Source organism: Variovorax glacialis (assembly GCF_051216375.1).
GTDB lineage: Bacteria > Pseudomonadota > Gammaproteobacteria > Burkholderiales > Burkholderiaceae_C > Variovorax.
Genome location: NZ_JBPJZT010000007.1, coordinates 24,692 through 48,204, shown reverse-complemented (window position 1 = coordinate 48,204; position 23,513 = coordinate 24,692). Strand labels below are relative to the sequence as shown.

The 23,513-nt window shown below is 67.6% G+C and carries 19 protein-coding genes; 9 read left to right on the top strand and 10 right to left on the bottom strand.

Annotated features, from left to right (window positions below):
• Positions 1–191 precede the first annotated feature (191 nt).
• A complete protein-coding gene (locus ACSFBL_RS19335; RefSeq protein ID WP_435517427.1) occupies positions 192–1,172 on the bottom strand; it encodes a Bug family tripartite tricarboxylate transporter substrate binding protein in 981 nt (326 codons plus the stop codon).
• Positions 1,173–1,330: 158 nt separating this feature from the next.
• Here ACSFBL_RS19335 and ACSFBL_RS19330 point away from each other — a divergent pair, with 158 nt between their 5' ends.
• The 3 genes from ACSFBL_RS19330 (at position 1,331) to ACSFBL_RS19320 (ending at position 4,258) form a co-directional block, all read left to right on the top strand.
• Positions 1,331–2,305, top strand: a complete 975-nt coding sequence (locus ACSFBL_RS19330; RefSeq protein WP_435517426.1) for a LysR family transcriptional regulator — start codon at positions 1,331–1,333, stop codon at positions 2,303–2,305.
• An 88-nt stretch (positions 2,306–2,393) separates the two neighbouring features.
• Positions 2,394–2,900: a hypothetical protein gene (locus ACSFBL_RS19325; RefSeq protein WP_435517425.1), complete on the top strand. Its 507-nt coding sequence runs from the start codon at positions 2,394–2,396 to the stop codon at positions 2,898–2,900.
• Complete coding sequence (locus tag ACSFBL_RS19320) at positions 2,897–4,258, top strand: GAF domain-containing protein (protein WP_435517424.1); 1,362 nt, start codon at positions 2,897–2,899, stop codon at positions 4,256–4,258. The genes ACSFBL_RS19325 and ACSFBL_RS19320 overlap by 4 nt, the downstream gene beginning before the upstream one ends.
• Here the strand turns inward: ACSFBL_RS19320 and ACSFBL_RS19315 are convergent.
• The gene (locus ACSFBL_RS19315) at positions 4,248–4,961 is read right to left on the bottom strand and encodes a hemerythrin domain-containing protein (RefSeq protein WP_435517423.1); all 714 of its coding nucleotides are present in this window, start codon (positions 4,959–4,961) and stop codon (positions 4,248–4,250) included. The two genes, ACSFBL_RS19320 and ACSFBL_RS19315, sit on opposite strands and share 11 nt — an antisense overlap.
• Positions 4,962–5,270: 309 nt before the next feature.
• Here ACSFBL_RS19315 and ACSFBL_RS19310 point away from each other — a divergent pair, with 309 nt between their 5' ends.
• Positions 5,271–5,549, top strand: a complete 279-nt coding sequence (locus ACSFBL_RS19310) for a hypothetical protein (RefSeq protein ID WP_435517422.1) — start codon at positions 5,271–5,273, stop codon at positions 5,547–5,549.
• Between the two features lie 20 nt (positions 5,550–5,569).
• Here ACSFBL_RS19310 and ACSFBL_RS19305 read toward each other — a convergent pair whose 3' ends face one another.
• The gene (locus ACSFBL_RS19305) at positions 5,570–6,655 is read right to left on the bottom strand and encodes a YihY/virulence factor BrkB family protein (protein WP_435517421.1); all 1,086 of its coding nucleotides are present in this window, start codon (positions 6,653–6,655) and stop codon (positions 5,570–5,572) included.
• A gap of 27 nt (positions 6,656–6,682) precedes the next feature.
• On the bottom strand, positions 6,683–9,091 hold the full coding sequence (locus ACSFBL_RS19300) for a catalase (protein ID WP_435517420.1): 2,409 nt from the start codon (positions 9,089–9,091) through the stop codon (positions 6,683–6,685).
• 361 nt (positions 9,092–9,452) lie between these two features.
• On the opposite strand from ACSFBL_RS19300, the gene ACSFBL_RS19295 reads away from it, so the two are divergent.
• Complete coding sequence (locus ACSFBL_RS19295) at positions 9,453–10,613, top strand: zinc-dependent alcohol dehydrogenase (protein ID WP_435517419.1); 1,161 nt, start codon at positions 9,453–9,455, stop codon at positions 10,611–10,613.
• A 19-nt stretch (positions 10,614–10,632) separates the two neighbouring features.
• Here ACSFBL_RS19295 and ACSFBL_RS19290 read toward each other — a convergent pair whose 3' ends face one another.
• From ACSFBL_RS19290 to ACSFBL_RS19270, 5 genes are read right to left on the bottom strand one after another with little or no spacing between them, the layout of a single operon-like run.
• Entirely contained in the window at positions 10,633–10,845 is a 213-nt protein-coding gene (locus tag ACSFBL_RS19290; protein WP_435517418.1) for a hypothetical protein, read from the bottom strand.
• Positions 10,846–10,896: 51 nt separating this feature from the next.
• A complete protein-coding gene (locus tag ACSFBL_RS19285; RefSeq protein WP_435517417.1) occupies positions 10,897–11,460 on the bottom strand; it encodes a hypothetical protein in 564 nt (187 codons plus the stop codon).
• Between the two features lie 30 nt (positions 11,461–11,490).
• The gene (locus ACSFBL_RS19280; protein WP_435517416.1) at positions 11,491–12,273 is read right to left on the bottom strand and encodes a DUF899 domain-containing protein; all 783 of its coding nucleotides are present in this window, start codon (positions 12,271–12,273) and stop codon (positions 11,491–11,493) included.
• Between the two features lie 41 nt (positions 12,274–12,314).
• Positions 12,315–12,995, bottom strand: coding sequence for a Vgb family protein (locus ACSFBL_RS19275; RefSeq protein ID WP_435517415.1), 681 nt, complete (start codon positions 12,993–12,995; stop codon positions 12,315–12,317).
• Between the two features lie 49 nt (positions 12,996–13,044).
• Positions 13,045–14,265, bottom strand: coding sequence for a helix-turn-helix domain-containing protein (locus ACSFBL_RS19270; RefSeq protein ID WP_435517414.1), 1,221 nt, complete (start codon positions 14,263–14,265; stop codon positions 13,045–13,047).
• Positions 14,266–14,393: 128 nt separating this feature from the next.
• Between ACSFBL_RS19270 and ACSFBL_RS19265 the strand changes: the two genes are divergently transcribed.
• From ACSFBL_RS19265 to ACSFBL_RS19250, 4 genes are all read left to right on the top strand, one after another.
• Positions 14,394–15,359, top strand: a complete 966-nt coding sequence (locus ACSFBL_RS19265; RefSeq protein ID WP_435517413.1) for an AraC family transcriptional regulator — start codon at positions 14,394–14,396, stop codon at positions 15,357–15,359.
• Positions 15,360–15,491: 132 nt separating this feature from the next.
• The gene (locus ACSFBL_RS19260; RefSeq protein ID WP_435517412.1) at positions 15,492–15,938 is read left to right on the top strand and encodes a cyclophilin-like fold protein; all 447 of its coding nucleotides are present in this window, start codon (positions 15,492–15,494) and stop codon (positions 15,936–15,938) included.
• Positions 15,939–15,978: 40 nt separating this feature from the next.
• Positions 15,979–16,854 carry a glutathione-dependent disulfide-bond oxidoreductase gene (gene yghU, locus ACSFBL_RS19255; RefSeq protein ID WP_435517411.1) on the top strand — a complete coding sequence of 292 codons (876 nt, stop codon included), beginning with the start codon at positions 15,979–15,981 and terminating at the stop codon, positions 16,852–16,854.
• Between the two features lie 29 nt (positions 16,855–16,883).
• On the top strand, positions 16,884–17,516 hold the full coding sequence (locus ACSFBL_RS19250; protein ID WP_435517410.1) for a glutathione S-transferase family protein: 633 nt from the start codon (positions 16,884–16,886) through the stop codon (positions 17,514–17,516).
• A gap of 17 nt (positions 17,517–17,533) precedes the next feature.
• Here ACSFBL_RS19250 and ACSFBL_RS19245 read toward each other — a convergent pair whose 3' ends face one another.
• Positions 17,534–23,482, bottom strand: coding sequence for an autotransporter-associated beta strand repeat-containing protein (locus ACSFBL_RS19245; protein ID WP_435517409.1), 5,949 nt, complete (start codon positions 23,480–23,482; stop codon positions 17,534–17,536).
• Positions 23,483–23,513 lie beyond the last annotated feature (31 nt).

The following is a 23,513-nucleotide window of genomic DNA, read 5'->3' as shown; positions in this document are numbered from 1 at the left end:
GCGGTGCCACCTGCGATCATTGAATTCGCCAACGCTTCGCGATCGATTTTTTGCATTTGAATGCTCCCTGGATGTAAAAAAAGCGCCCTCAATTGAGGGCGGCCGAAGTCTACATCGCGGAAAGCAACGATCCGTAACGGACCGACGTTATTCATTGATTTTCAGATTAATCCCATGCAAGCAATTGGACATCAAAGCTTGATGCCGGCGCCCTTCACCGTCGGCGCGAGCACGGCGACCTGCTCCTTCACGATGGCTTCGAAGCGCGCCGTGCTCTCCGGCTTGGCGACGATGGCCAACTCGATGAGCTTCTTCTGCACCTCGGGCATGACCAGCACTTCATTGCAGACGGTGTTGAGCTTCGCCACGATGTCCGGCGGCAGCTTGGCCGGGCCGCTGAGGCCGAAGAAGTTCTCCAGCACCAGCTTGGGCTGGCCGACTTCGACGATGGTCGGCACGTCCGGCATCAGCGGCGAGCGCGTGCTGCCCGTCACGGCGAGCGGCACAAGCTGGCCGCCCTTGAAGAAAGGCACGTAGGCCGTGATGACGTCGATCCCGACCGGAATCACGTTGGCGATCAGGTCGGTCGTCATCGGCGCGCCGCCGCGGTAGGGAACGTGCACAAGGTTGGCGCCCGTGACCTTGCGGATCAGCTCGCCATGGACGTGGCCGATCGAGCCAGGGCCGCCGGAGCCGAAGTCCAGCCGTCCGTCCTTGCGCGCCTTTGCATCGAGTTCGGCATAGGTGGTGAGGCCCGACGGCTTGCTCGCCATGATCACCAGCGGCGCCGAACCGAGCGCGGCGATGTGCGTGAAGGCCGTGACCGGGTCGTAGGGCTGCTTCTCCAGCGTGAACGGCCCCAGCGCGATCGGCGTGGTGTTCGACAGCATGAGGGTGTAGCCGTCCGGCGCGGACGCCGCGACCAGCCCGCCGCCGATGGTGCCGCCCGCGCCCGGCTTGTTGTCGACCACGACCGCCTGGCCGAGCTTCTTGGTGAGTTGCTCGCCCATCACGCGCGCGAGGATGTCGCTGGAGCCGCCCGCCGGAAAGGTCACGATGATCTTGATCGGCTTGTCCGGCCACTGCGCAAAGGCCGGCAGTGCGAGCGAAGCGGCACCGGCGGCGAGCAACTGGAGTGCGCCGCGGCGCGTGGGGTGGGGGGTGGTGGTCATGCCTGTCCTTGAGCAAAAGCGATGCCTGCACTGTAGGAACGCCGGCATGGCACGCCAATCGCTAGCGCCGTATCAGCGGCATAGCAAACGGCCGCCCCGGAGCCCGCTGGCGACTGTCGCCGGTGCGCCGGGGCACCAAAGCTGTGCGGCGACAGCCCATGTCACGCTCCAACGACCCTTTCGATACCTACCTGTTGCGTGTGTTCAGCATGCTGATGAGCGAGCGCAGCGTCTCGCGCGCGGCCACGCGGCTGAACCAGTCGCAGCCTGCCGTCAGCACTGCGCTCAAGCGGCTGCGGGAAGTGTTCGACGACCCGCTGCTCATCAAGGACAAGCAGCGCATGGTCCCGACCGAGCGGGCGCTGCAACTGGAGGCGTCGGTGCGCGTGGTGCTCGGCGAGATCGACGCGCTGCTGTCGCCCGGTGACGTCTTCGACCCCGCGACGACGCGCCAGACCTTCCGCATCGGCTCGCCCGACTATCTCGCGCCGCCGCTGATGGCCGCTGTCGTCCACTACATGCGCACGACCGCGCCCGGCGCGCGCCTCTTCCTGCAGCCGCTCGGCCCGGACTACGACTTCGATGCCGCGCTCGCCGAAGGCGAACTCGACGTGGTCATCGGCAACTGGCCGCAGCCGCCCGAACACCTTCGCACCACGCTCCTGCTGGAGGACGAGGTCGTCTGCCTGGTCGACCGCGACCATCCGGGCGCGAACGGCCTCATGGTCAACGACTACCTGGACGGCTCCCACGTCGTGCCGCAGCTCTACAGCACGCTGCAGCGCGGGGTGGTCGAAACGCATCTCGCGACCCAGCGGCTGTCGCGGGCGCCGACCGTCACGGTGCCCTACTTCTCGATGGCGCCGCACCTGCTGCCGGGCACCGACCTGATCTTCACGACCAGCCGCCACTTCGCCCAGCACTTCGCGGCGATGCTGCCGCTGGCGGTGGTGCCGTCGCCCATCGACTTTCCGCCAATGCGCTTCTACCAGCTCTGGCACGGACGCAACCAGCAGGCGCCGGCGCACATCTGGTTCCGCTCGCTGCTGTCGGCGGTCATGCGCACGGCGGGCGCGACGCGCCATCTGCGGGTGACGGCGCCAGTCGCCCGGGACATCCGCCAGTACGCCTGAGGCGCGCCGCCGGGGTCGCGGCGATTTCCATGCGCCGGCAAGGGCTTTGAATCACAATGCCCTTCTCCCAAGCCCGGCCGTTGCCCCCATGTCCGACGCTCCTCCTCGTCCGCTGCTGAATCCCGAGCACATCGCGATGATCGACAAGGGCGTGTCGACCATCGTCGCGTCGCGCAATGCCGCCCTGCGGCCCAGCCTGATGCGCGCCATGGGGGTCCGCATCGCGCCGGATGGCACGGAGATCACGGTCTTCCTCGCGCGTGGCCAGGGGCGACAGCTCCTGCAGGACATCGCGGCCACCGGCCAGATCGCCGTCGTTTTCAGCGAGCCGCTGAGCCACCGCACCGTTCAGGTGAAGGCACGCAAGGCTGAACTCCGCGCGGCCGGTGAAGAGGATCTGCCGGCCCTGCGACGCTATCTCGCGTCGATGGAATACGAGCTGGACCTCGTCGGCTGCGACGCGCCTTTCGTGCGCACGATCTTCGCGTTCCGCCTCGAGAACCTGGTGGCCGTCAGCTTCCACCCCAGCGAAGCCTTCGACCAGACGCCCGGCCCCAAGGCAGGCAGCGCGCTGCCCGCGTCGGCAACCGCATGATTCCGGCCGCCCCGCCCGTCTCGCTGCACCAGATCCGCGCCTGCTTCGAAGGCGCGATCCCGGCCATCATGTGCACCTGCGCCGCTGACGGAACGCCCAACGTCGCCTACATCTCGCAGGTCAACTACGTGGACGAGCGGCACGTCGCGCTGTCGTTCCAGTTCTTCAACAAGACGCGGCAGAACATCCTTGCCAACCCATACAGCAGCGTGCTGCTGATCGATCCGGCGAGCGCGGCCTACTACCGACTGCACCTGCGCTACCTGCGCACGGAAACGAGCGGCCCGCTGTTCGAGAGCATGAAGGCGCAACTGGCCGGCATCGCCTCCTACTCGGGCATGGCGGGCGTCTTCCGCCTCCTCGGTTCGGATGTGTACGAGGTCGAGGCCGTCGAGAGCGTCGAGGGCGAGCGTCTTCCCCCGCAACCTCCGCGCCTGGGCCTGCTCGCCGGCGTGCGGCGCTCGGCCGAACGGCTCGCGGCATGCGGCGCGACCGACGAACTCCTCCAGACCACGCTCGCGGTCCTGAACGACCACCTCGACGTGCACCACGCCATGGTGCTGATGCTGGATTCAGCGACGCAACGCCTCTACACGGTGGCGAGCTGCGGGTATGCGACATCGGGTGTCGGCTCGGAGATCGAAATCGGACACGGCGTCATCGGCGTGGCCGCGCGCGAACGAACCCCGGTGCGCATCAGCCACATGACCAATGCAGCCAGCTACAGCCATGCGGTGCGCAGCAGCATGCGGGAGACGGAGCCCGGCCTCGTGCTCGACACCGAGATCTGCTTCCCGGGCCTGCCGGAGCCGCACAGCCAGCTGGCCGTGCCGATCGTCTCCAGCGGACGACTGCTGGGCGCGCTGTTCGTGGAGAGCCCGCACGACATGCGCTTCGGCTTCGAGGACGAGGATGCGCTGGTCGCCATCGCCGGCCATCTGGGGGCAGCGCTGGAGCTCCTGCGCACCGGTGACGAACCCGCGGCGTCCGCGGAAGAGCCGGTCGCGGCCGGTGCGCCGTCGGCCACGGGCGCGCCGGTGCCGGTGCGCCATTACCTCGCCAACAACAGCGTCTTCATCGGCGACAGCTACCTGATCAAGGGCGTGGCGGGCGCCATCCTCGGGAAGCTGCTGCGCGAATACTCGGACCAGGGCCGCAGCGAGTTCACCAACCGCGAGCTACGCCTGGACCCCGCCATCCGCCTTCCCGATCTCGCGGACAACCTCGAGGCACGGCTGGTGCTGCTGCAGCGCCGGCTGGTCGAGAACTGTCCGCACATCCGCATCGAGAAGACGGGACGCGGCCGCTTCCGGCTGCGGATGGAGCGGCCGGTCGCACTCACCGAGATCACGGGCTGAGCTGGAGGCTCGCGCTGAGCTTGGCCCACTCGCGTTCGGTCAGGTGCGGGCGCACCACGTCGAGCGCCGCCGCGAAGGCCGGCGCCGGTGCATGGGCACGCATGTCGCCCAGCATCGCCGCACGCTCCGTCGGGTTCATGAAGGGCACCATCCAGCGCACCACGAACATCATCTCGTGCGGCGGGATCGAGGCGACCAGCGCGTTGTGGATCCCGATCAATTCGGCATCGGTGTAGCGCGCCCACAGCACCGCGTTGTGCGCCGTCTCCTCGACGTGCATGTGCTCGAAGTTGTGGGCGATGAACAGCGACAGCGCGCGGTACAGCGCCAGGGCGCCCGCCGCCCGCGCCTCGGGTTCGCATTGCAGCAGCGCCGTGGTCTGGTTCGCCAGCGCGGTGATCGCCTGGACGTGCTCTTCATGCTCGTGCGCGATCTGGCCGCTGGCGCCGGGCGCGCGGGCTTCCATCGCGGTGTGCACGAAGTCGTTCTCGTGCTGCAGGTGCGAGCGGCAGAAGTCCAACAGTTCCAGCACGCGCTGCGTGACCTGGGCAAGCTCGAGTGCGTCGTCGACGTCCATGCGTCCGACGACCAGCAGGTTGTCGGCCATCAGCGCGCGCAGCGCCTTGTGGATGCCGACGTACATATCGACGCGGGGCGCTGCGGCCTCCGCGACCTGGCGCATTTCGCGCTGATCGATGTTCATTGCGGGTGTCCTCATTGCGGTCCAGCGGAAAGCGCACCGTGCACCCTCCTGCTGTGAATGAAGTCTAGGAAACCACCCCTTCGCCCGCCGCTAAGAATTGCTTAAGCAATCCCTCACCAAACCTTAAATTCAGGCACAACACGGCTGGCCTCCACTCCTTTGAGGAGGCGCATGAGGGCCCGCGCTACGATATCGCCTGATTTTTTGGGGCGGATTTCGATGTTTGGCTTGTTCAAGTCAAGACGGCCGGCGCCGGGGCGCGGCTTGTATCTGGTCAACGTGAAGGTAGGGAGAGGCTCGAACGGCCGCATGCCGAAGACGCTGGCGGGCGCCTACGTGTCGGCCTACGTGACGGCGGACAACGACGAATCGGCCACGAGGCTGGCCGTCACCCGCCTCACTGCACAGGGTTTCGAGTTCCTGGACACACAGGGCCCCATCTCCCGCATCGACCTTCGCCAGTGGCCTGCGCACGTCGCACAGTCGTGGCCCGAATTCATCGACCAGTTGCCCAAGCAGAACGAGATCGCAGAAGGACTGCAAGGAGAGATGGTTTTCTTCGGCCCGTTCGTGGGCTACGAGCGCTGAACGACGATCGATATCGACGGCTAGCGCCGGCGCGCAATCTTCCGCTCGCGACGGGTCCGGCGCTCGAGCAAGGCGTTGCCGATCGTGAGCACCGCAAGAACTGCCAGTTGCCGGCCCAGAATCCGGGTCGCCCTCGTAATGCGCTGATCCACCTCGCTCTGCACCGCTGCGGTCCGCGCAATGGCTGAATAGTCCGGAAGCGGCTCTGGAATGGGCTCCGGCGGTGCCTTGGCCGCGAGGGTGGCGTCCATCGCCTTCGAAGCCGCCAACGATCCGTGCGAGTCGGCATAGGCCTTGGTGAACTCCGCGCCCAGCAGGAAGATCTGCGCGGCGTAATAGACCCACGCGATGAGCACCACCAACGAACCTGCGGCGGCAAACGGCCCGCCCAGCCCGCTCTTGCCCAGGTAGAGCCCGATCAGCAGCTTGCCGACCTCGAAAAGGACGGCCGTGACGAAGGCACCCGTCCAGACGTCGTGCCAGGCGATGTCCGCGGTGGGCATCAGCTTGAAGATCATGGCGAACAACAGCGTGAAGACACCGATCGAGATGACCTCGTTGACGCCCTGCAGCAGAAGCTCGGAGCCGGGGAGCAAGCCGCCGACCCACCCGCCGAGCGCGGCGACGCCGGCGCTCACGATGAAAGAGGCCATGAGCAGGAACGCAAGGCCCAGGATGAGCCCGAACGACAGGACACGCGCCCGGACGACGGCCCACACGCCCGTTGGTTTCTTCTGCTCGGGCACATGCCAGATGCGGTCCAGCGCACTCTGCAGCTCGGCAAAGACCGTGGTCGCGCCGATCAGCAGCACGGCGACGCTGATCGAACCGGCGATGAAGCCCCTGCCCGGTTCGCTGGCGCTGCGCAGGAGCGCTTCGACCGCAGCGGCGCCCTCTTGCCCGACCAGGCCGGCGATTTGCGCGACGACCTGCCCCTGAGCGGCCTCATGGCCGAAGACCCTGCCTGCGATGGCAATGACGATGACGAGCAGGGGCGCCATCGAGAAGATGGTGTAGTAGGAAATGGCCGCACCCATGCTGGGTGCGTAGTCCTCGACCCAGGCCATGACCGAGGTCCGGCAAAGAGCGAGGAATTCCTTCGGCATGGCGCCCTTCCCCTACATGGCACCGTCTCAGACGCGAGGCGGATCCGTGTCGCGCACGGGATGGCGATGCTTCGCCAGCGCGCCGATGAACGCGTCGATCGTCGCCTGCAGGTCGGCGCCCTCGTGCCGCAGCAGGCCCGGATCAGGCTCGCCCGAAGGCAGCGTTGGCGGCACCTTGGCGGCATCGAGCAGGGCGCCGGACGCACCCAGCGCCAGGATGGTCTTGCAGTGGCGGAATTGATCCTTGACGAATTCCTCCGTGTGCCCGTCGGCGGCCAGCGTTTCGACACCCTTCTTTCCGTCCGGCAGCACGAGTGCGTCGAACAGGAAGCCCGGCTCGTTTTCCATCGAAGCGTCGGCTTCCATCTGCTGGCCGGACGCGGTGGTGAAAGGCCCGATGCGCGGGCCGACCAGCCGTCCGACGGCGCCGGCATCGAGCAGCGCCTTCTGGATCGCGGCCAGCGCATCGCCGTCGACCCCGTCCGCGACCAGGAGCGCCACCTTGCGCGTGCGCACCGACCCGTCGCCCGGCCGTGCCATCAATGAAAGAGCGGGTGAACTCATCACCTCCGGCGGCGTCGGCACCGCCAGCGCCTTCGGCAAGCCGTTCGGCAGCTTCATGCCCAGGCCGTCGGCCACCTTCTGCGCGAGATCCGGTGACGCGTTGAGCAGGCTTGCGACCACTCGCTCGCGGACGGCCGGAACCGTGCACTTCGACAACTCGAAGCGGAAGGCCGCTGCGATGTGCGCCTGCTCCACGGGCGTCTGGCTTTCGAAGAACAGCGTGGCCTGCGTGTAGTGGTCGGCGAACTTCTCCGGCTTGCCGCGCACCTTGTCCTGCTCGACCTTCTGCGGGAAGGTCATGAAGCCGGCCTGCGCGCCCGCCTGGAAGGGGCAGCCACCTGCGAGCGAATTTGGCTCGTACGACACCCGTCCGCGATGGATGGCCTGGCGGTGCATGCCGTCGCGCTGGTTGTTGTGGACTTGCGCGACCGGCGAATTGATCGGAAGCTCATGGAAATTCGGCCCGCCCAGGCGCGTGATCTGCGTGTCGACATACGAATGGATGCGCCCCGCCAGCAACGGGTCGTTGCTGAAGTCGATGCCCGGCACGACGTGCGCCGTGCAGAAGGCGACCTGCTCGGTTTCGGCGAAGAAGTTGTCCGGATTGCGGTTGAGCACCATGCGGCCGACGGGCGTCAGCGGCACCAGTTCCTCGGGCACGAGCTTGGTGGCATCGAGCACGTCGAAGCTGAAGGCCTCGGCCTGCGCTTCGGTGAAGACCTGTACGGCAAGCTCCCACTCCGGAAACTCGCCCGCTTCGATGGCTTCCCACAGATCGCGCCGGTGGTAGTCGGGGTCGGCGCCGGAGATCTTTACCGCCTCGTCCCACACGAGCGAATGCGTACCGAGCACCGGACTCCAGTGGAATTTGCAGAAGACCGACTCGCCAGCCTCGTTGACCAGGCGGAAGGTGTGCACGCCAAAGCCCTGCATCATCCGATAGCTGCGGGGGATGGCGCGGTCCGACATCTGCCACATCAGCATGTGCGTCGATTCGGGCATCAGGCCGACGAAGTCCCAGAAGGTATCGTGCGCGCTGGCCGCCTGCGGCATCTGGTGATGCGGCTCGGGCTTCACCGCGTGCACGAGGTCGGGGAACTTGATCGCATCCTGGATGAAGAAGACCGGCATGTTGTTGCCGACCAGGTCCCAGTTGCCTTCGTCGGTGTAGAACTTGACCGCGAAGCCGCGCACGTCGCGCGCCGTGTCCTTCGAGCCGCGCTCGCCCGCCACGGTCGAGAAGCGAACGAAGACCGGTGTGATCTTGCCCGCCTCACGCAGCGGCGCGGCCTTGGTGAACTGCGGAATGCCTTCGTAGCATTCGAAGAAGCCATGTGCGCCCGAACCGCGCGCGTGCACGATGCGCTCGGGAATCCGCTCGTGGTCGAAGTGCGTGATCTTCTCGCGCAGGATGAAGTCCTCGAGCAGCGCGGGTCCGCGCAGCCCGGCCTTCAGCGAGTTCTGGTTGTCGGCGATCGGCACGCCCTGGTTGGTCGTCAATTGCTGGCCGGCGGAATCGACGCGGACGCGGTCGAGCGGCTCGATGGTTGCGTTGACGCCGGGTACCGCCAGGCTGCCGACCTTGGCCGAGCTGATCTCTTCCGACAAGGTACTGCCGGTCGCCACGGGAGACGACGGACTCACCGAAGCACCCACGGGCGGGTTCAGCGCGTTGTCATGCCCGTGCTCCAGCGCCTTGTTGGCGTTGGCAGGCATCTGCGCAACCATTTCCTGCACCTGTGCCGCCTTTTGAGATGCGGCGTCCAGCGCTTCGCCGGCTGGCAAGTTCGCCGCACCGCTGTCGGTGTTGCGCGCGGCGGCCGCGGCGGCGGTCTTCTTGGACGATTTCTCGTTTTGCTTGGATGTGGACATGGGGCCTTTGTGACGTACGTTCGGTGGATTCCGGTGGATGTCAGGAAGCTAGGCGGCACGCTCCGCGACGTTGGTCAGCGTTCACACGCGAACCCTGTCAGTGACTCTCCATAGTTCCTCTACTTATGTCCTGGGACATTGACAAGCGCTTCGATGTGGCGCGCGAATGAGAGAACCACGCTCATCCGCCGCATGCCCTTTACCCCGGCGGGGCATCGGATCAAGTCGCCTAGGGGCGCCGCCTACGTGCAAGCCTGACGAGACCGCACAAGCCCGGAAGAAGGAAAGGGATAGACCGCAGGAAGTCCGAAGCGACTCCCGCCTCTCCGACTCTCCAATTCAATCGAACCCCGGGATCTCAATGAAAGCACTCGTCTATCACGGCAGCAAGGACGTTCGCGTCGACACGGTCAAGGACCCGGTTCTGCAGGCACCCGACGACATCATTCTTCGCGTGACCGCCACGGCCATCTGCGGCTCCGATCTCCATCTCTATCGGGGCAAGGTGCCCACGCTGCTGCCGGGCGACATCCTGGGCCATGAGTTCATGGGCGAGGTCGTCGAGGCGGGATCCGGTGTGACCGACCTCAGCGTCGGCGACCGCGTGGTGGTTCCTTTCGTGATCGCCTGCGGCTCCTGCTACTTCTGCAACACCCGGCTCTTCGCCGCGTGCGAGACCACCAATCCGGACCAGGGAACCATCCTCAACCCCAAGGGGATCCGGCCGGGCGCGGCGCTATTCGGTTTCTCGCACTCCTATGGCGGAGTCCCGGGCGGCCAGGCGGAACTCGTGCGGGTGCCCAAGGCCAATACCGGCCCGATCAGGATTCCGGATGGCCTCGCGGACGAACAGGTGCTGTTTCTCAGCGACATCCTGCCGACCGGCTACCAGGCCGTGCTAAATGCCGAGGTCACGAAGGGCTCGACCGTGGCGATCTTCGGCGCCGGTCCCGTCGGGATGATGGCCGCTGCCTGCGCGCGGATGCTCGGTGCGGAGGACATCATCATGGTCGACCACCACGCCTATCGCCTCGAATTCGCGCGGCGCACCTTCGGCGTCATCCCCATCAATTTCGACAACGTCGACGCCGCCGAAATCATCATCGAATCGACGCATCGGCGTGGGGTCGACGCGGTCATCGATGCGGTAGGTTTCGAAGCCAAGGGCAGCACGGTGGAAACCGCGCTGAACATGCTCAAGCTGGAGACCAGCAGCGGCAAGGCGCTTCGCCAGTGCATCGCGACCGTTCGTCGTGGCGGCATCATCAGCGTGCCGGGCGTCTACACCGGCTTCCTGCACGGCTTCCTGTTCGGCGATGTCTTCGAGAAGGGTCTCACGATCAAGAGCGGCCAGACGCACGTCCAGCGCTTCATGCCGGAGCTTCTGACGCATATCGCCGAAGGCCGCCTGAAGCCCGAAGTCATCGTGAGCCATCGGATGCCGCTGTCCGAAGCCACGCGCGGCTACAAGGTGTTCGACCAGAAGGAAGAGGATTGCCGCAAGGTGGTCCTGACGCCCTAGGAAAGCGTCTTCCGCTCGCTCAGGCGCGCTTGTCGCGGTCGGGCTTCGGCCAGAACACCGGGATGCCCTCGCGCGCGCAAAGGGCGCGCGCTTCGAGTTCGGTCAACTCGCGGACCGACATGCCGCTGGCTGGTCCGCGCGCGGGCGGCTCGGCCAGAGGCATCGGCTGGCTGACTTCAGGCAACTCGGGGTCGACACGCTCGGGCAGTCGACGTCGTGGAAACAGGCGCATGGCCCAAGTGTGGAACGTCCGGCTCCATCGGGGGCATGACGTTTCATCGCGTTACCTGAACCGTTGAAACCATCCGACGCCGACCTCGTAGCCGCGGCAAGCCGCGATCGCAGCCGCACCGCTGACCACGAGCATCGCGGCGGTATGAACACCGACGGCGCCGAGCGCGAGCATCAGCGAATCGGAAACCGGCAGCTCCCTGCCAGCCGCATCGCCCATGCAGAGGGGGATCAGCGCAGGCACCAGCATCAGGCCGGCGCCATGGGCGGTGGACATCATGAAGGACCAGAGGGCCAGCCCGGCATGCCCTGCGGGTGCGCGCATGACCTTCGGCGTTCGGCGACACAGGTGGGCGAAGACGGCGACCACACCCAATCCCCCCGCAAGCGATTGAAGCACCAGGCGGTCCATCGACAGGCCCAACGCCACGGCACCGGCCACCAGCGCGACCGATGCGCCATGCCCGATCGCGATCGGCGCCATCGCCCGGAGCGCCTGCTTCCGATCGCGGTCGCGCACGCCCCATGCCGCCGCGAACACCCAGCCGCTGGCCGGGTTCAGCCCGTGGAGCGCGCCTACGCCTGCAACGACGAGCCACGGCCAGAGGCTTGCCATGACATGTGCGCCGGGTCGGCGTTTCGCCGGTCAGACGTGCGCGCCGCAGCAGGCATGGGCCGCCGTCTTGGCGGGCGCCTGCGCCTCGTACCGGTCATGGTGGCGCACCCAGTCCATGGTGTCGAAGGGGTTGCGCTCGTCGCGGCCCTTCGGCGTGAGGTCCACCAGCCGGTAGGTGCCCATCATCACTTCCACGCCGCGTCCGTAGCTGGAGTACGTGCGGAAGACTTCGCCCGCGTCATTCCTGTAGAACACGCTGACGCCCGGCGCCTCCTCGTGCGGGAAGGGCTGCATGTCGAAGTTGTAGCAGACCTCGTCCCGCGCGAGTTCGTCCTGCGTGAAGCTCACCCCGAAATCGTGATTGAACCCGGTGCCGTACGAGGACACCCACTTGAACTTCCAGCCCATGCGTTCGCGAAAGCGCTCGATCTCGGCCAACGGTGCGCGCGAGACGACCAGCATCGTGATGTCGCGATGTTCCAGATGGAGCCTCATGCCGTCGATGTGGTCGGCCATGTACGAGCAGCTCTTGCAGCCCTCTTCCCAGCCCGGCCCGAGCATGAAGTGCTGCACCACCAACTGGCGCCGGCCCTCGAACAGGTCGGCGAGCGAGCGCCGGCCCTCTGGCGTGTCGAACGCGTAGGCCTCGTCGATGCGTACCCAAGGCAGCGCACGGCGCTCGCTGGCGATCTGATCCTGCAGGCGCGTCAGTTCCTTTTCGCGCGCCAGCAGCGCCTTGCGCTCTGTGATCCATTGCGCCATCGACACGACGGGATGGTTGGTTGTGCCTGCTTCGGCCATGGCGGTGTTCATGAGGTGCTCCTTGACGATGGAAAAGGGATGCGCCGCGTCGATCACGACCGGGCCGCTCTCGGGCGCCGCACGGCGCGGACCTTGCCGCTCTCGCCGCCGCCGCAGTAGAAGAGGTCCGCTCCGTCGGATTCGAGGCCGCTGACGCCGATGCCGGGCGGCATCTGCAAGCGCTCGATCACGGCGCCGCTCTCCGGGTCGACCCGGCGAAGTTCGCTCTCGTCGGCCTCCCAGGTCGCATGCCACAGCTCGCCGTCGACCCAGGTCACGCCGGTGACGAAGCGGTTCGACTCGATGGTGCGGGTGATCCTGCCGCTTTCGGGGTCGATCTGGTGGATCTTGCGATCGCGGAACTGCCCCACCCAGAGGCTGCCCTCGGCCCAGGTGAGTCCCGAGTCACGCCCGTGTCCGGGTGCCGGGATCGACGACAGCACCTTGCCGGTGGCCGGGTCGATCTTGTCGATGCGCGCTTCGGCGATCTGATAGAAGTACCTGCCGTCGAAGGCCGTGCCGGCGTCGCAGGCACAGGCGAGCGTGTCCGTGGGTTCGCCGTTCGCGGGGTCGATGGCGAGCAGCCGGCCGCCGGTGGCGGCCCAGACGCGGCGGCCGTCGTGGGTCACGCCGTGGATGTTCGGGGCACCGTCGAAGGGACCGTACTCGCGCACGATCTCGGCCGCATGCACCGCGGCCTGGGGCCTGTCCTTGGTCTTGGTCGTGGTTGTCATCACTGCTCCTTGCTGGTGGTGCGGCTCGGATCGGCGCCGTGAGACAACTTTATTCAATCGGCAGCGCGGCGGGGAGTAACAAGATCGTCGTGAATCCCGCCAGCGGTGGCGCCAGCCAGCGGCGCGCCCTCGCCTGGCCGATCGAGCGCACGCGTCCGGCCGCCTCGAGTTCGGCCAGGGCGCGCTGCACGGTGCGCTGGCTGTCGCCCAAAGCGAGCGCGAGCGCCGATGTCGACCACGCCGCGCCGTCGGAGAGCAGCGCGACCAGCGACGCCTGCTCGCCGTCGATGGGAGGAGCGACCACGACGACATCGCGCTCGCCCAGCGGGCGGAGGGCGAAACCCCGCGCAGTGGCCTCGACGTCCGCCAGCGACTTGACGAGCGCGCGAAGCCGGCCGATCTCGACCCGCAGGCGCGCCCGATGCGTCTCGTCGGGGTGCCGGGTGCGGAAGGTGGTGGCGATCAGGGCCTCGCGGTCCACGTCGCCGGGCCAGGCCTCGGCCAGCCTGCGTGCCAATGCAAACAGCACCGGCCTGCGCGCCAGCGGCAACCAGGCGCTGCCGGCGCGCACCCCGTGACGACAGGCATCGACCACCAGCGCGCCCGAGGCCAGGAGCGACGCGAACTCGTCGAGGTGCAGCACCTGTTCCTTGCCCGCGGCCAGCCGCCGCGCCGCCGGACGCTCGAAGGCGGCGCGCGCCTCGGCCACCTCGGCCAGCAGCGCCGGCACGCGCGCCCGCTCTGCCGCCTGCTGCGCGCGGAGGAGCGCTTCATGCGCCGCGCCGGTGCGCAAGGAGCGCAGCGCCAGCTCGGCCGCAGCCAGTTCGGCGATGGCGACCAGCGCGGGCGACAGGCCCTGCGTGTCGATGCGCTCCAGCGCGGCTTCGGCTTCGTCGAGGCGGCCCAGCAGCAGGAGTCGGCGCGCCGCGATCAATCGCGCCTGCAGCGCGTTCGCGCGATCCGCGTGCGCCTCCAGCGTTGCCGATGCGGCGGCCAGCGAACGCGGCGAGCCGCCCAGGTCGCGCATGGCCAGCGCCACTTCCGCCTCGGCCACGACGCAACGCGCGCGCGACAGCTCCTCATGGGCGCCGAAGCCGCTGGCAGCGCGCCGCAGGAGTTCACGGGCACGCGGATGTTCGCCCAGCTGGGCCATGGCGATGCCGCGCAGGGCCAGTGCCGGCGGGTCTTCACGCAGGGCGACGCGCTTGAGGGCGCCGAGCGCGTCACCCGCGGCAAGGGCGCGCGCAGAGGCGGCGATCAGTGAATCCATGGCCACAGACTACCCGAGCGCGAGCACGGCGCGCCGCACTTGCAGAATCGTTGAAGATGTTTGCACGATCCTCCGCCCGACCGGTTGGAGGCGAGACAAGCGGCGTCGAGATGCCTAAGCTTGAGTCCATGTTGACCTCCACCACCGGCGCACTGCGCAACGATCGTCCCGTCGACCAGCTCCAGACCACCATGATGCGGGCCGAGCTCGCCGCGATGATAGACCGCATCACCGTCACCGACGGCGCCCACGAGACCGCGATTCCGCGCTTCATGCTGGCGCGCGCTTCGCACATGCAGCACCCGGTTCACGCCATGCATGAGCCCGCCTTCTGCGTGCTGGCGCAGGGCAGCAAGCGCGTCCTGCTCAACGACGAGGTCTACATCTACGACAGCAACCAGTACCTGGTGGTGTCGCAGAACCTCCCCGTGTCAGGCCAGGTGATCGACGCATCGCCGGAAGCGCCGTACCTTGGATTGCGGCTGGCGTTCGACGTGAAGGACATCGCGGCGCTCGCGCTCGACCTCCGGCTGGGCGAAGCCTCGCCGAAAGCGCCTTCGCAACGCGGCATCTTCACGGGTGAACTGTCCACCACGCTGCTAGAACCCGTACTGCGACTGATCAGGCTGCTGGACACCCCCGAGGACGTGCCGGCCCTGGCGCCCTTGATCACCCGCGAGATCCTCTACCGCCTGCTGAGGTCGGACGATGGCTGGCGCCTGGCGCAGATGGCCGTGGTGGACAGCCACAGCCAGCGCATCGCGCAGGCGATCAGCATGCTGTCGCAGCGCTTCCAGGAGCCATTGCGGGTCGAGGACCTGGCGGACGAGGTGCACATGAGCGTGTCGTCGCTGCATCAGCACTTCAAGGCCGTCACGGCGATGAGCCCGCTGCAGTTCCAGAAGCAGCTCCGGCTGCAGGAGTCGCGGCGCATCATGATCAGCGAGCACGTCGACGCCGCCACCGCGGGACACCGCGTGGGCTACGAGAGCCAGTCGCAGTTCAACCGCGAGTACAGCCGCTTTTTCGGCCTGCCTCCGGCGCGCGACGTGAAGCGCCTGCGCGAACTCCAGCTGGGTCGCGTGAACAACTGAAGACGCAGGACGGCGCGCTGCCGTGCGCAGCGCCGCTGGTCGCCAACCCCGATCGCAATGTAAGCGGTGCCGCCCGACGGCGCACCGCAGGGGACGTTCGTCCCTTCGATGAGTTTTACGGAAAGGTCCACCATGAAGATCCATCTGAAACTGAATGGCAAGGTGATCCCGGCCACGTTGGCGAACAACCGGACCGCGCGGGAGTTCGTTGCCATGCTGCCGCTGACGATCACGATGCACGATCTCTTCAAGCGGGAGAAATTCGGCCCCCTGCCCCAGGCCATATCGGGCAAGGGCACGCGCACGCAGGCCTACGAGATCGGCGACCTCGTCTGCTGGGGCCCCGGGCCCGACCTGACCGTCTTCTATGGCCATGACGGACGGTCGGTGAGCGGCGGCATCCACGTCCTGGGCAAGCTCGACTTCGGGGCCGAGGAATTCGGCGGCCCCGATCCCGTCGAAGTGCGCATCGAAGTGCCCGCCCGGGACATCCGGCCGACATGCCGGCACACTCGCCAGGTCGCGCGGTCCGGCAGCCGACCGTGCGAGGGTTCCGTGAGCGGTTACGCTCGCGGGTGACCGGCGTGCCGCTTCCGGCACGCTGCCTGGAGATCATCGAATGAACGACGCGTCCCCCTACACGCCGCCCACTGTCTGGTCCTGGAACAAGGACAACGGCGGCCGCTTCGCGAACATCAACCGGCCGATCGCCGGCGCCACCCACGACAAGGACCTGCCGGTGGAACGCCATCCCTTCCAGCTGTATTCGCTGGCCACGCCGAACGGCGTCAAGGTCACGGTGATGCTGGAAGAACTGCTGGCGCTCGGCCATCGCGGCGCGGAGTACGACGCCTGGCTGGTCCGCATCAACGAGGGCGAGCAGTTCGGCAGCGGCTTCGTCGCGATCAATCCGAACTCCAAGATCCCGGCCCTGTGGGACCGCAGCGGGCCGACGCCGGTGCGCGTGTTCGAGTCCGGCGCGATCCTGATTCACCTGGCGGAGAAGTTCGGCGCGTTCCTTCCCGCGGGTGGCGCGGCGCGCGCCGAATGCCTTTCATGGCTTTTCTGGCAGATGGGCAGCGCACCCTTCCTCGGCGGCGGTTTCGGCCACTTCTATGCCTACGCCCCGACGAAGATCGAATACGCCATCGACCGCTACGCGATGGAGGTCAAGCGCCAGCTCGACGTGCTGGACCGCCACCTCGCGGACAGGCCCTACCTGGCCGGAGACGCCTACACGATCGCGGACATGGCCGTCTGGCCCTGGTACGGCACGCTCGTCAAGGGACAGCTGTACGAGGCGGGCGAGTTCCTGCAGGTGCAGGAATACCGCCACGTCCTGCGCTGGACGGACGAGATCGCCAAACGACCGGCCGTGCAGCGGGGCCGCATGGTCAACCGCACCTGGGGGCAGCCGTCGAGCCAGTTGCACGAGCGCCATGACGCCGCGGACTTCGACACGCAGACGCAGGACAAGCTGGCCCCGGCGGACTGACACGCTACAGACTTCGACAGGAGACGACGATGGTCACCCTCTACGACTGCGCCACCGCGCCAAGCCCACGCCGCGCCCGCATCCTGCTGGCCGAGAAAGGCGTCGCTCATGAAACGGTCCAGGTGGACCTGAGGACCGGCGAACAACTGAGCGAGGCGTTCCGGAAGGTGAATCCGCAATGCACCGTGCCGGTCCTGCACACCGACGAAGGCCTGCTGCTGACGGACAACGCCGCGATCACCGCCTACCTGGAAGCCCGCTATCCGGAGCCGCCCCTGCTGGGCAATTCGCCGCAGGAGAAGGCGGAGATCGCAAGCTGGAACTGGCGCGTCGAGTTCGAAGGACTGCTGCCCATCGCCGAGGCCTTGCGCAACAGCACACCCTCCCTGGCCAATCGGGCCCTGCCGGGCCCGGTGGACTACGCGCAGATCCCCGAACTCGCGCAGCGCGGCCTGGCACGCTTGCAGAAGTTCTTCGTCACGCTCGACGAGCGTCTGGCCGGACGCGACTTCATCGCCGCGGATCGATTCAGCATTGCCGACATCACCGCGGTGGTGGCGGTCGACTTCGCGCGGGTGGTGAAGGTCAAGCCGGGAGAGCAGCACCCGCACCTGCAACGCTGGCGACTCGCGATGGCGCAGCGACCGGCGATGTCGCTCTAGCCACCCGCGACGGGCCGTCAATCCCAGCGGACACGAATGCCCACGGTGCCCTGAACTGACGAGCGCACGCGCGCGTTGCCCGAGACGTCGAACACACGCCCGACTTCGCCATAGAGACTGGTGCTCGGGTTCAGCGCCAGCGTCATGCCCGCGGCGACCTCGGCCGATGTGTAGCCGGTGCGTGTGGGGACCTCGGTGACCGCCGCCGGCGAGACGAAGCGCGCGACGTCGGTGCCGGAGCCGGCGAAGTACAGGTTGAGGCGTCCGTAGGGCTGCAGGCGTCCCACGCTCGTCATCATGTCGCCCTTGACGCGCACGCCGAGTCGACCGAACCAGCCGGCGTCGATCTGCTGCTGAACCAGCGCGCCGCCTAGCTGCAGGTCATCGAAGCTGCTCTTCTGGTAGCCCAGCTGCGCTTGCGGTTCGATGGTCCAGCCCTCGGCGATGGCGAAGGGCTGCCCCGCTTCGACCGAGGCCGTGAGGCTGCTGCCCTTGCCCGAAACCTGAGGGTTGCCGTCGGGGCGCAGGTCGTAGCGGTGGCTGCCGCCCTGCAGCACGATGTCGGCATAGCGCCCGTACCTGTCGGTCCAGGTTGCGTAACCGCCCAGGTAGCGCGACTGCAGTCGGTTGGAGCCGACGTGCCCGATCTCTCCATGCGCGTTGCCTGAGACGTCCACGCCGCCCTGCAGAAGGCCGGCGTACAGCCCGGCGCGCCACGACGGGTCGGACCAGAGGTCCATGCCGGCCTGAAATCCGCTCAGCGAGCCGTTGCTCCCGGCCTGTGCGATGCCTTGCTGGCGGACGTCCACGTCGGTGTAGACGGCACGGCCCCACGCGCGCCGATCGAGCTGGTTGGGGGTGGCGCCGGTCGCTTCTCTCGTCACGTCGTCATCACCCATCCTGCGATGCAGGTTGCCGAGCATGGCCGCGTCGCCCTGGCGTGACTGGGAAGAGAGCGCAGCAACCATCGGGACCTCGGCGCGGTAGGTAGGAACGACCACGGGGGGCGGTGGTGGTGGCGCCACTTCGCCCACGGGCGGTGGCGGCGCCGGCGGAGCAACCACATCCGTGGTCGACCGCAGATACCAGTTCTCGCCAGCCCCACTGGCGTCCGCAGCGTAGAGACGGTATTCGTAGGCGCCTGCGTCGATATGGGGCGCCTCCCTCACTCTGCCTCCCTTGGCGGCACCGGCAACGGTCACGCCGCCTGCGAGCACGAAGGCGTCCTTGGTGGTCTGCGCGGTCGTAGTGGCGCCGTTGCGCGCGCTGATCACCTCGATGCCGTTGCCGCTCGTGAGTGCGCCCAGGCCAGCAAGGTTGGTGACCTGCAGGTTCGTGGTGCCGCTGGCGCTGGCACCCGGCCCATCGAGCACGAGACGGTCGCTCGCGCTGGCGCTGTCACCGAGGGCAGTGCCCAGACGCAGCGTGCCGCCACGTCCGACGTAGGCGCCGGTGACGGTCAGGGAGCTGCCCGGTGTCGCGCTGAGCAGGTTGACGGTGCCGGCGTTGTCGAGCGATGCCACTGTCTGGTTGAATCCCCCGGTGTCGAGCGTCGCGCCGCTTGCCACGGTGTGGGCCGAGTTGGCGCTGAAGGCGTTGGCGGCGCCGGCTTTGAAGGTGCCTGCCGCGACGTTGGTGGCGCCGCTGTAGGTGTTCGCTCCGTTGAGCGTGGTGGTGCCGGGGCCGGCCTGGGTCAGTGAACCGCTGCCGCTGATCACACCGCCCAGCGTAAGCGCATCGGAGCGGTTCACGACCAGGGCTGCATCGTTCCTGATGTCACCCGCGATGCTGCCGGTGGTGCCGCCATCCCCCAGCCGGAGCGTCCCTTCGCTGATCGTGGTGCCACCGGTGTAGGTGTTGTCGCCTGTCAGTGTCAGCGCAGCGCCGCCCGCCTTGACCAACCGGCCGGCGCCGCTGATGCCACCACTGAAGGCGGTGTCCGCGGTGTTGTTGGCGGTCAGCGCCGCGGTGCCCAGCGTCACGTTGCCGGCGCCAGCCAGGTTGTTGGCGATCTGGTCGAAGTTGTTCAGGTCGAGGGTGGCGCCGCTGGCGATGTTCACGGCGCTGCTGTTGGCGAACGCATTGGTGATCCCGCCCTGCAACGTGCCGGCGTTGATCTGGGTGGCCCCCGTGTAGGTGTTGGCGGCCGAAAGCACCAGGGTGCCGGCACCGTCCTTGGTCAACGTCCTGCCGTCCCACCCGGTGCTGGAAGATGCCTGGTCGGCCAGCGCCACATCGGCATTGAAGGTGCTGGCTGCATTCGCCAGCGTGAAGGTGCCGTTGCCCAGCGCCGATCCCGCCGTCCAGGTCATTCCCAAGCCCACGTTGTAGTCGAGCGAATCGGCGGACTTGCCCCCCGCCAGCGTGAGGTAGTCGACCGGGCTGACCGCACCGCCAAGAGTCACGGCGGCGAAGTCGTTGGTGATGCCGGCCGTCGTGTGGATGACGTTGGACAACGTACCGGGCAGTGCACTGGCGGTGTCAGGCACTCTGAGTCCGGTGACGTTGAGCGTGCCGTCCAGGCTCGCGCTGGTGGCGGAGATGACGGGCTGCGTGCTGCCCAATGCCACGTTGAGCGTGCTGCCCGCCGCCTGCGTGAGTGCACCACCGACGTTCAAGGTCGAGTCGGCAGCGATCTGGGTGATGGCACCGGTCGCGGTGGTGTAGCCGCCCGTGGTGGTGAAGGCGCCGGCCTGGGCGAGGTTCAAGGTGCCGGCCGCGACGCTCGCGCTGGCCACCGAAGAGCCGGTGCCCGTGAGCGTGGTCACGCCAGTACCGGCCTGCGTCAGCGAGCCGCTGCCGGTGATCGTGCCCGCGAAGGTGACGGCATCGGAGCGGTTGAACGCCAGGGTGCCGTTGTCGGTCACGTTGCCTGTGATCGATCCCGTCGTACCGCCATTGCCCAGCTGCAGTGTCCCAGCGGTGATGGTCGTGCCGCCGGTGTAGGTGTTGGCGGCCGTCAGCGTCGTCGCCCCGGCCCCCATCTGGTTGACCGCCCCGCTGCCACTGATCGACCCTGCGAAGGCAATGGCATCCGAACGGTTGAAGGCCAGCACGCCGTTGTCGGTGACATTGCCCGTGATGGAGCCGGTGGTGCCACCGCTACCCAACTGCAACGTGCCTGCGCCGATCGTCGTGCCTCCCGCGTAGGTGTTGTCGGCAGCGAGCACCAGCGTGCCGGCGCCGTTCTTGGTGAAGGCGCCGGTCCCGGCGACGGCACCGGTGGTGGTCAGCGTCGTGCCCGCATCGGTCTGGACGGTGCCATTGTTGCCGGTGATCGTGACACCGCGCGCCGTCGTGAAGCTCGCCGTGCTCTCCAGCGTGCCACCGTCGAGCGTCAGGCCACCAGCCGCAGCGCCGAGGTTCGCGTCCGCGCCGACGGAAACGGTGCCGCCGGAGATCGTCGTGCCACCGGTGTAGGTGTTGGCGGCAGACAGGACTGTCGTGCCGCCCATCTGGTGGACCGAGCCGCTGCCGCTGATCGTGCCAGCGAAGGCAACGGTGTCGGAGCGGTTGAAGGCCAGGACGCCGTTGTCGGTGACATTGCCCGTGATCGAGCCGGCCGTGCCGCCGCTGCCCAACTGCAAGGTGCCGGCGGTGATGGTCGTGCCGCCTGCGTAGGTGTTGTCCGCAGTCAGCGTGGTGGTGCCACCGCCCCTTTGCTCGACCGCCCCGCTTCCGCTGATGGCGCCCGTAAAGATGACGGCATCGGAGCGGTTGAAGGCCAGGATGCCGTCGTCGGTCACATTGCCCGTGATGGAGCCGGTGGTGCCACCCTCACCGATTTGCAGCGTGCCAGCGCTGATCGCCGTGCCGCCGGCGTAGGTGTTGTCGCCCGTGAGGGTCAGTGCCCCGGTGCCTGTCTTGATCACGTTGCCGGCGCCACCGATACCGCCGCTGAATGTCGTGTCGGCTGTGTTGTTGGCCGTCAGCTCTGCTGAGCCCAGGACCACGCTGCCTGCGCCTGCAAGGTTGTTGGCCGTCTGATTGAAGTTTTTCAGATCCAGGGTGGCGCCGCTCGCCAAGTCCACTGCGCCGCTGCTGGCGAACGCGTCGGCGATGCCGGCTTGCAGCGTGCCGGCGTTGACGAGGGTCTGGCCCGTGTAGGTGTTGGCGGCCGAGAGCACCAGCGTGCCGGCGCCATTCTTCGTCAGCGCCGCGCCGTCCCATCCGGTCGCGGCGACCGCTGTCTGGTTACTCAACACCACGTCGACGTTGAAGGTGTCGGCCGGGGCCGCGATGGTGAAGACGCCATTGCCCGGCGTCCTTGCTGCCTGCCAGGTCAGTCCGAAGCCCACGTTGTAGTCGAGCGAATCGGCGGACTTGCTGCCCTCCAGGGTCAGGTAGTCGACCGGGCTGGCCGCTCCGCCGAGCGTCACGGTGGCAAAGTCGTTGGCGATACCGCCCGTCGTGTGGATGAAGTTGAACTGCGTGCCGGCCAGTGCGCTGGCACTGCTCGGCACGCTCGCACTGAAGCCGGTGACGTTGAGCGTGCCGTCCAGGCTTGCGTTGGTCGCGGAGATGACGGGGTGCGTGCTACCCAGTGCCACGTTGAGCGTGCTGCCAGCGGCCTGCGTGAGCGCGCTGCCCGCTCCGCCGAGCGCGCCATTGCTGCCGATTTGCAATGTGCCGCCCGCAATGGTCCACGGCGTCGAGCTCGCTGTGGTTCCTGTCAGCTGCCAGGTGCTGGCACCGGTCTTCTGGAAGCTGCTGAAGCCCAGATAGGCCAAGCCGATCTGCGAGACACTGAAAATCGTCGACACTGACGCGCCCGTCGGATCGCTGGAAAGATCGGTGGTGTTGCCGCCCAGAATCAGCGTGTTCGTGCTGCCGCCGGAACCGACCACGTTGCCGGTGATGTTCCACCCTGGAAGCAGGGTCAGACTGTTGACGCCGCCGGTGAAGGAGATCGCGTTTGCGCGCACGGTGCCATTGCCGTTCATGCCACCCGCGATCGTTCCCGAGTTGAGGATTTGCACGTTCGTGCCCTGGACGCCAGCGCCACCGACAGCGATGGCGCCCGGCGCCCCGGCATTGGCATTGAGGCCCGTGGCGCCGCCGTTGCCGCCTTGAATGACGCCGCTGTTGCTGACCGCGAGCGAGGTGCCGGTGATTCCCGCGCCTCCAGTCCCGCCGCTCCGTCCATGGGTGGCCTGGGCGCCATTGCCGCCGTTGCCGCCATTGCCGCCCTGGATCGTGAATGCGTTCGTCAGGTCGACGGCGTTGATCACCAGGCCTGAGCCGCCACCGCCACCGAAGCCTGCACCTCCCGGGCCCAACGCATTGCCGCCATTGCCTCCGGTGCCACCGGTGATGCTTGCCCTGGTGCTGGTGCTGCCGCCACCGACGATCACCGCGCCCGCTCCGGCGCCGCCGCCGCTGCCGCCATCCGCGCCGCTCGCCGAAGCCGACAAGGCACTGCCGCCATTCCCGCCGTTGCCGCCGATGATCGGACTGCTCACACCGTCCAGGGTGATGCCGTTGAAGCCGTCGCCACCGCCGCCGCCGCCGCTGGCTCCCAGGCCGGCCGTACATGTATCGCAAACCGCATCGCCGGCATCGCCGCCATTGCCCCCGATGGGATTCGCGGCTGAGCCGACAGAGCCTCCGGCTCCGGGGGTGCCAGGCGTTCCGCCTGTCGAATTGCTGCCAAGGCTGCCGGCGCCGCCGTTGCCGCTCGATCCGTTCGCCCCGGCCGCTACGTTGCCGTTCCCCGTGCCGCCAACGCCACCGGTACCGCCGCCACCCCCCGGGGCACCGTACGCTCCGTTGCCACCCAGCGCCGCGGCGTTGCTCCCGCCAAGGCCATCGGCCAACGCGGTGTGAGCGAAAAGCAGGACCGCTGCCCCCACCGCCGCGGCACAACTAGCGCCTTGCGGACCTGGCCTTGTCCTTTTCGCGGACTCCGAGGCAACCACCATTCGACCTTGGTGCGCGCTCCAGACGATGCTGAAAATCTTGTTCATGATTGCTCTCTCCTCCCCAGTGGAGCCGCTC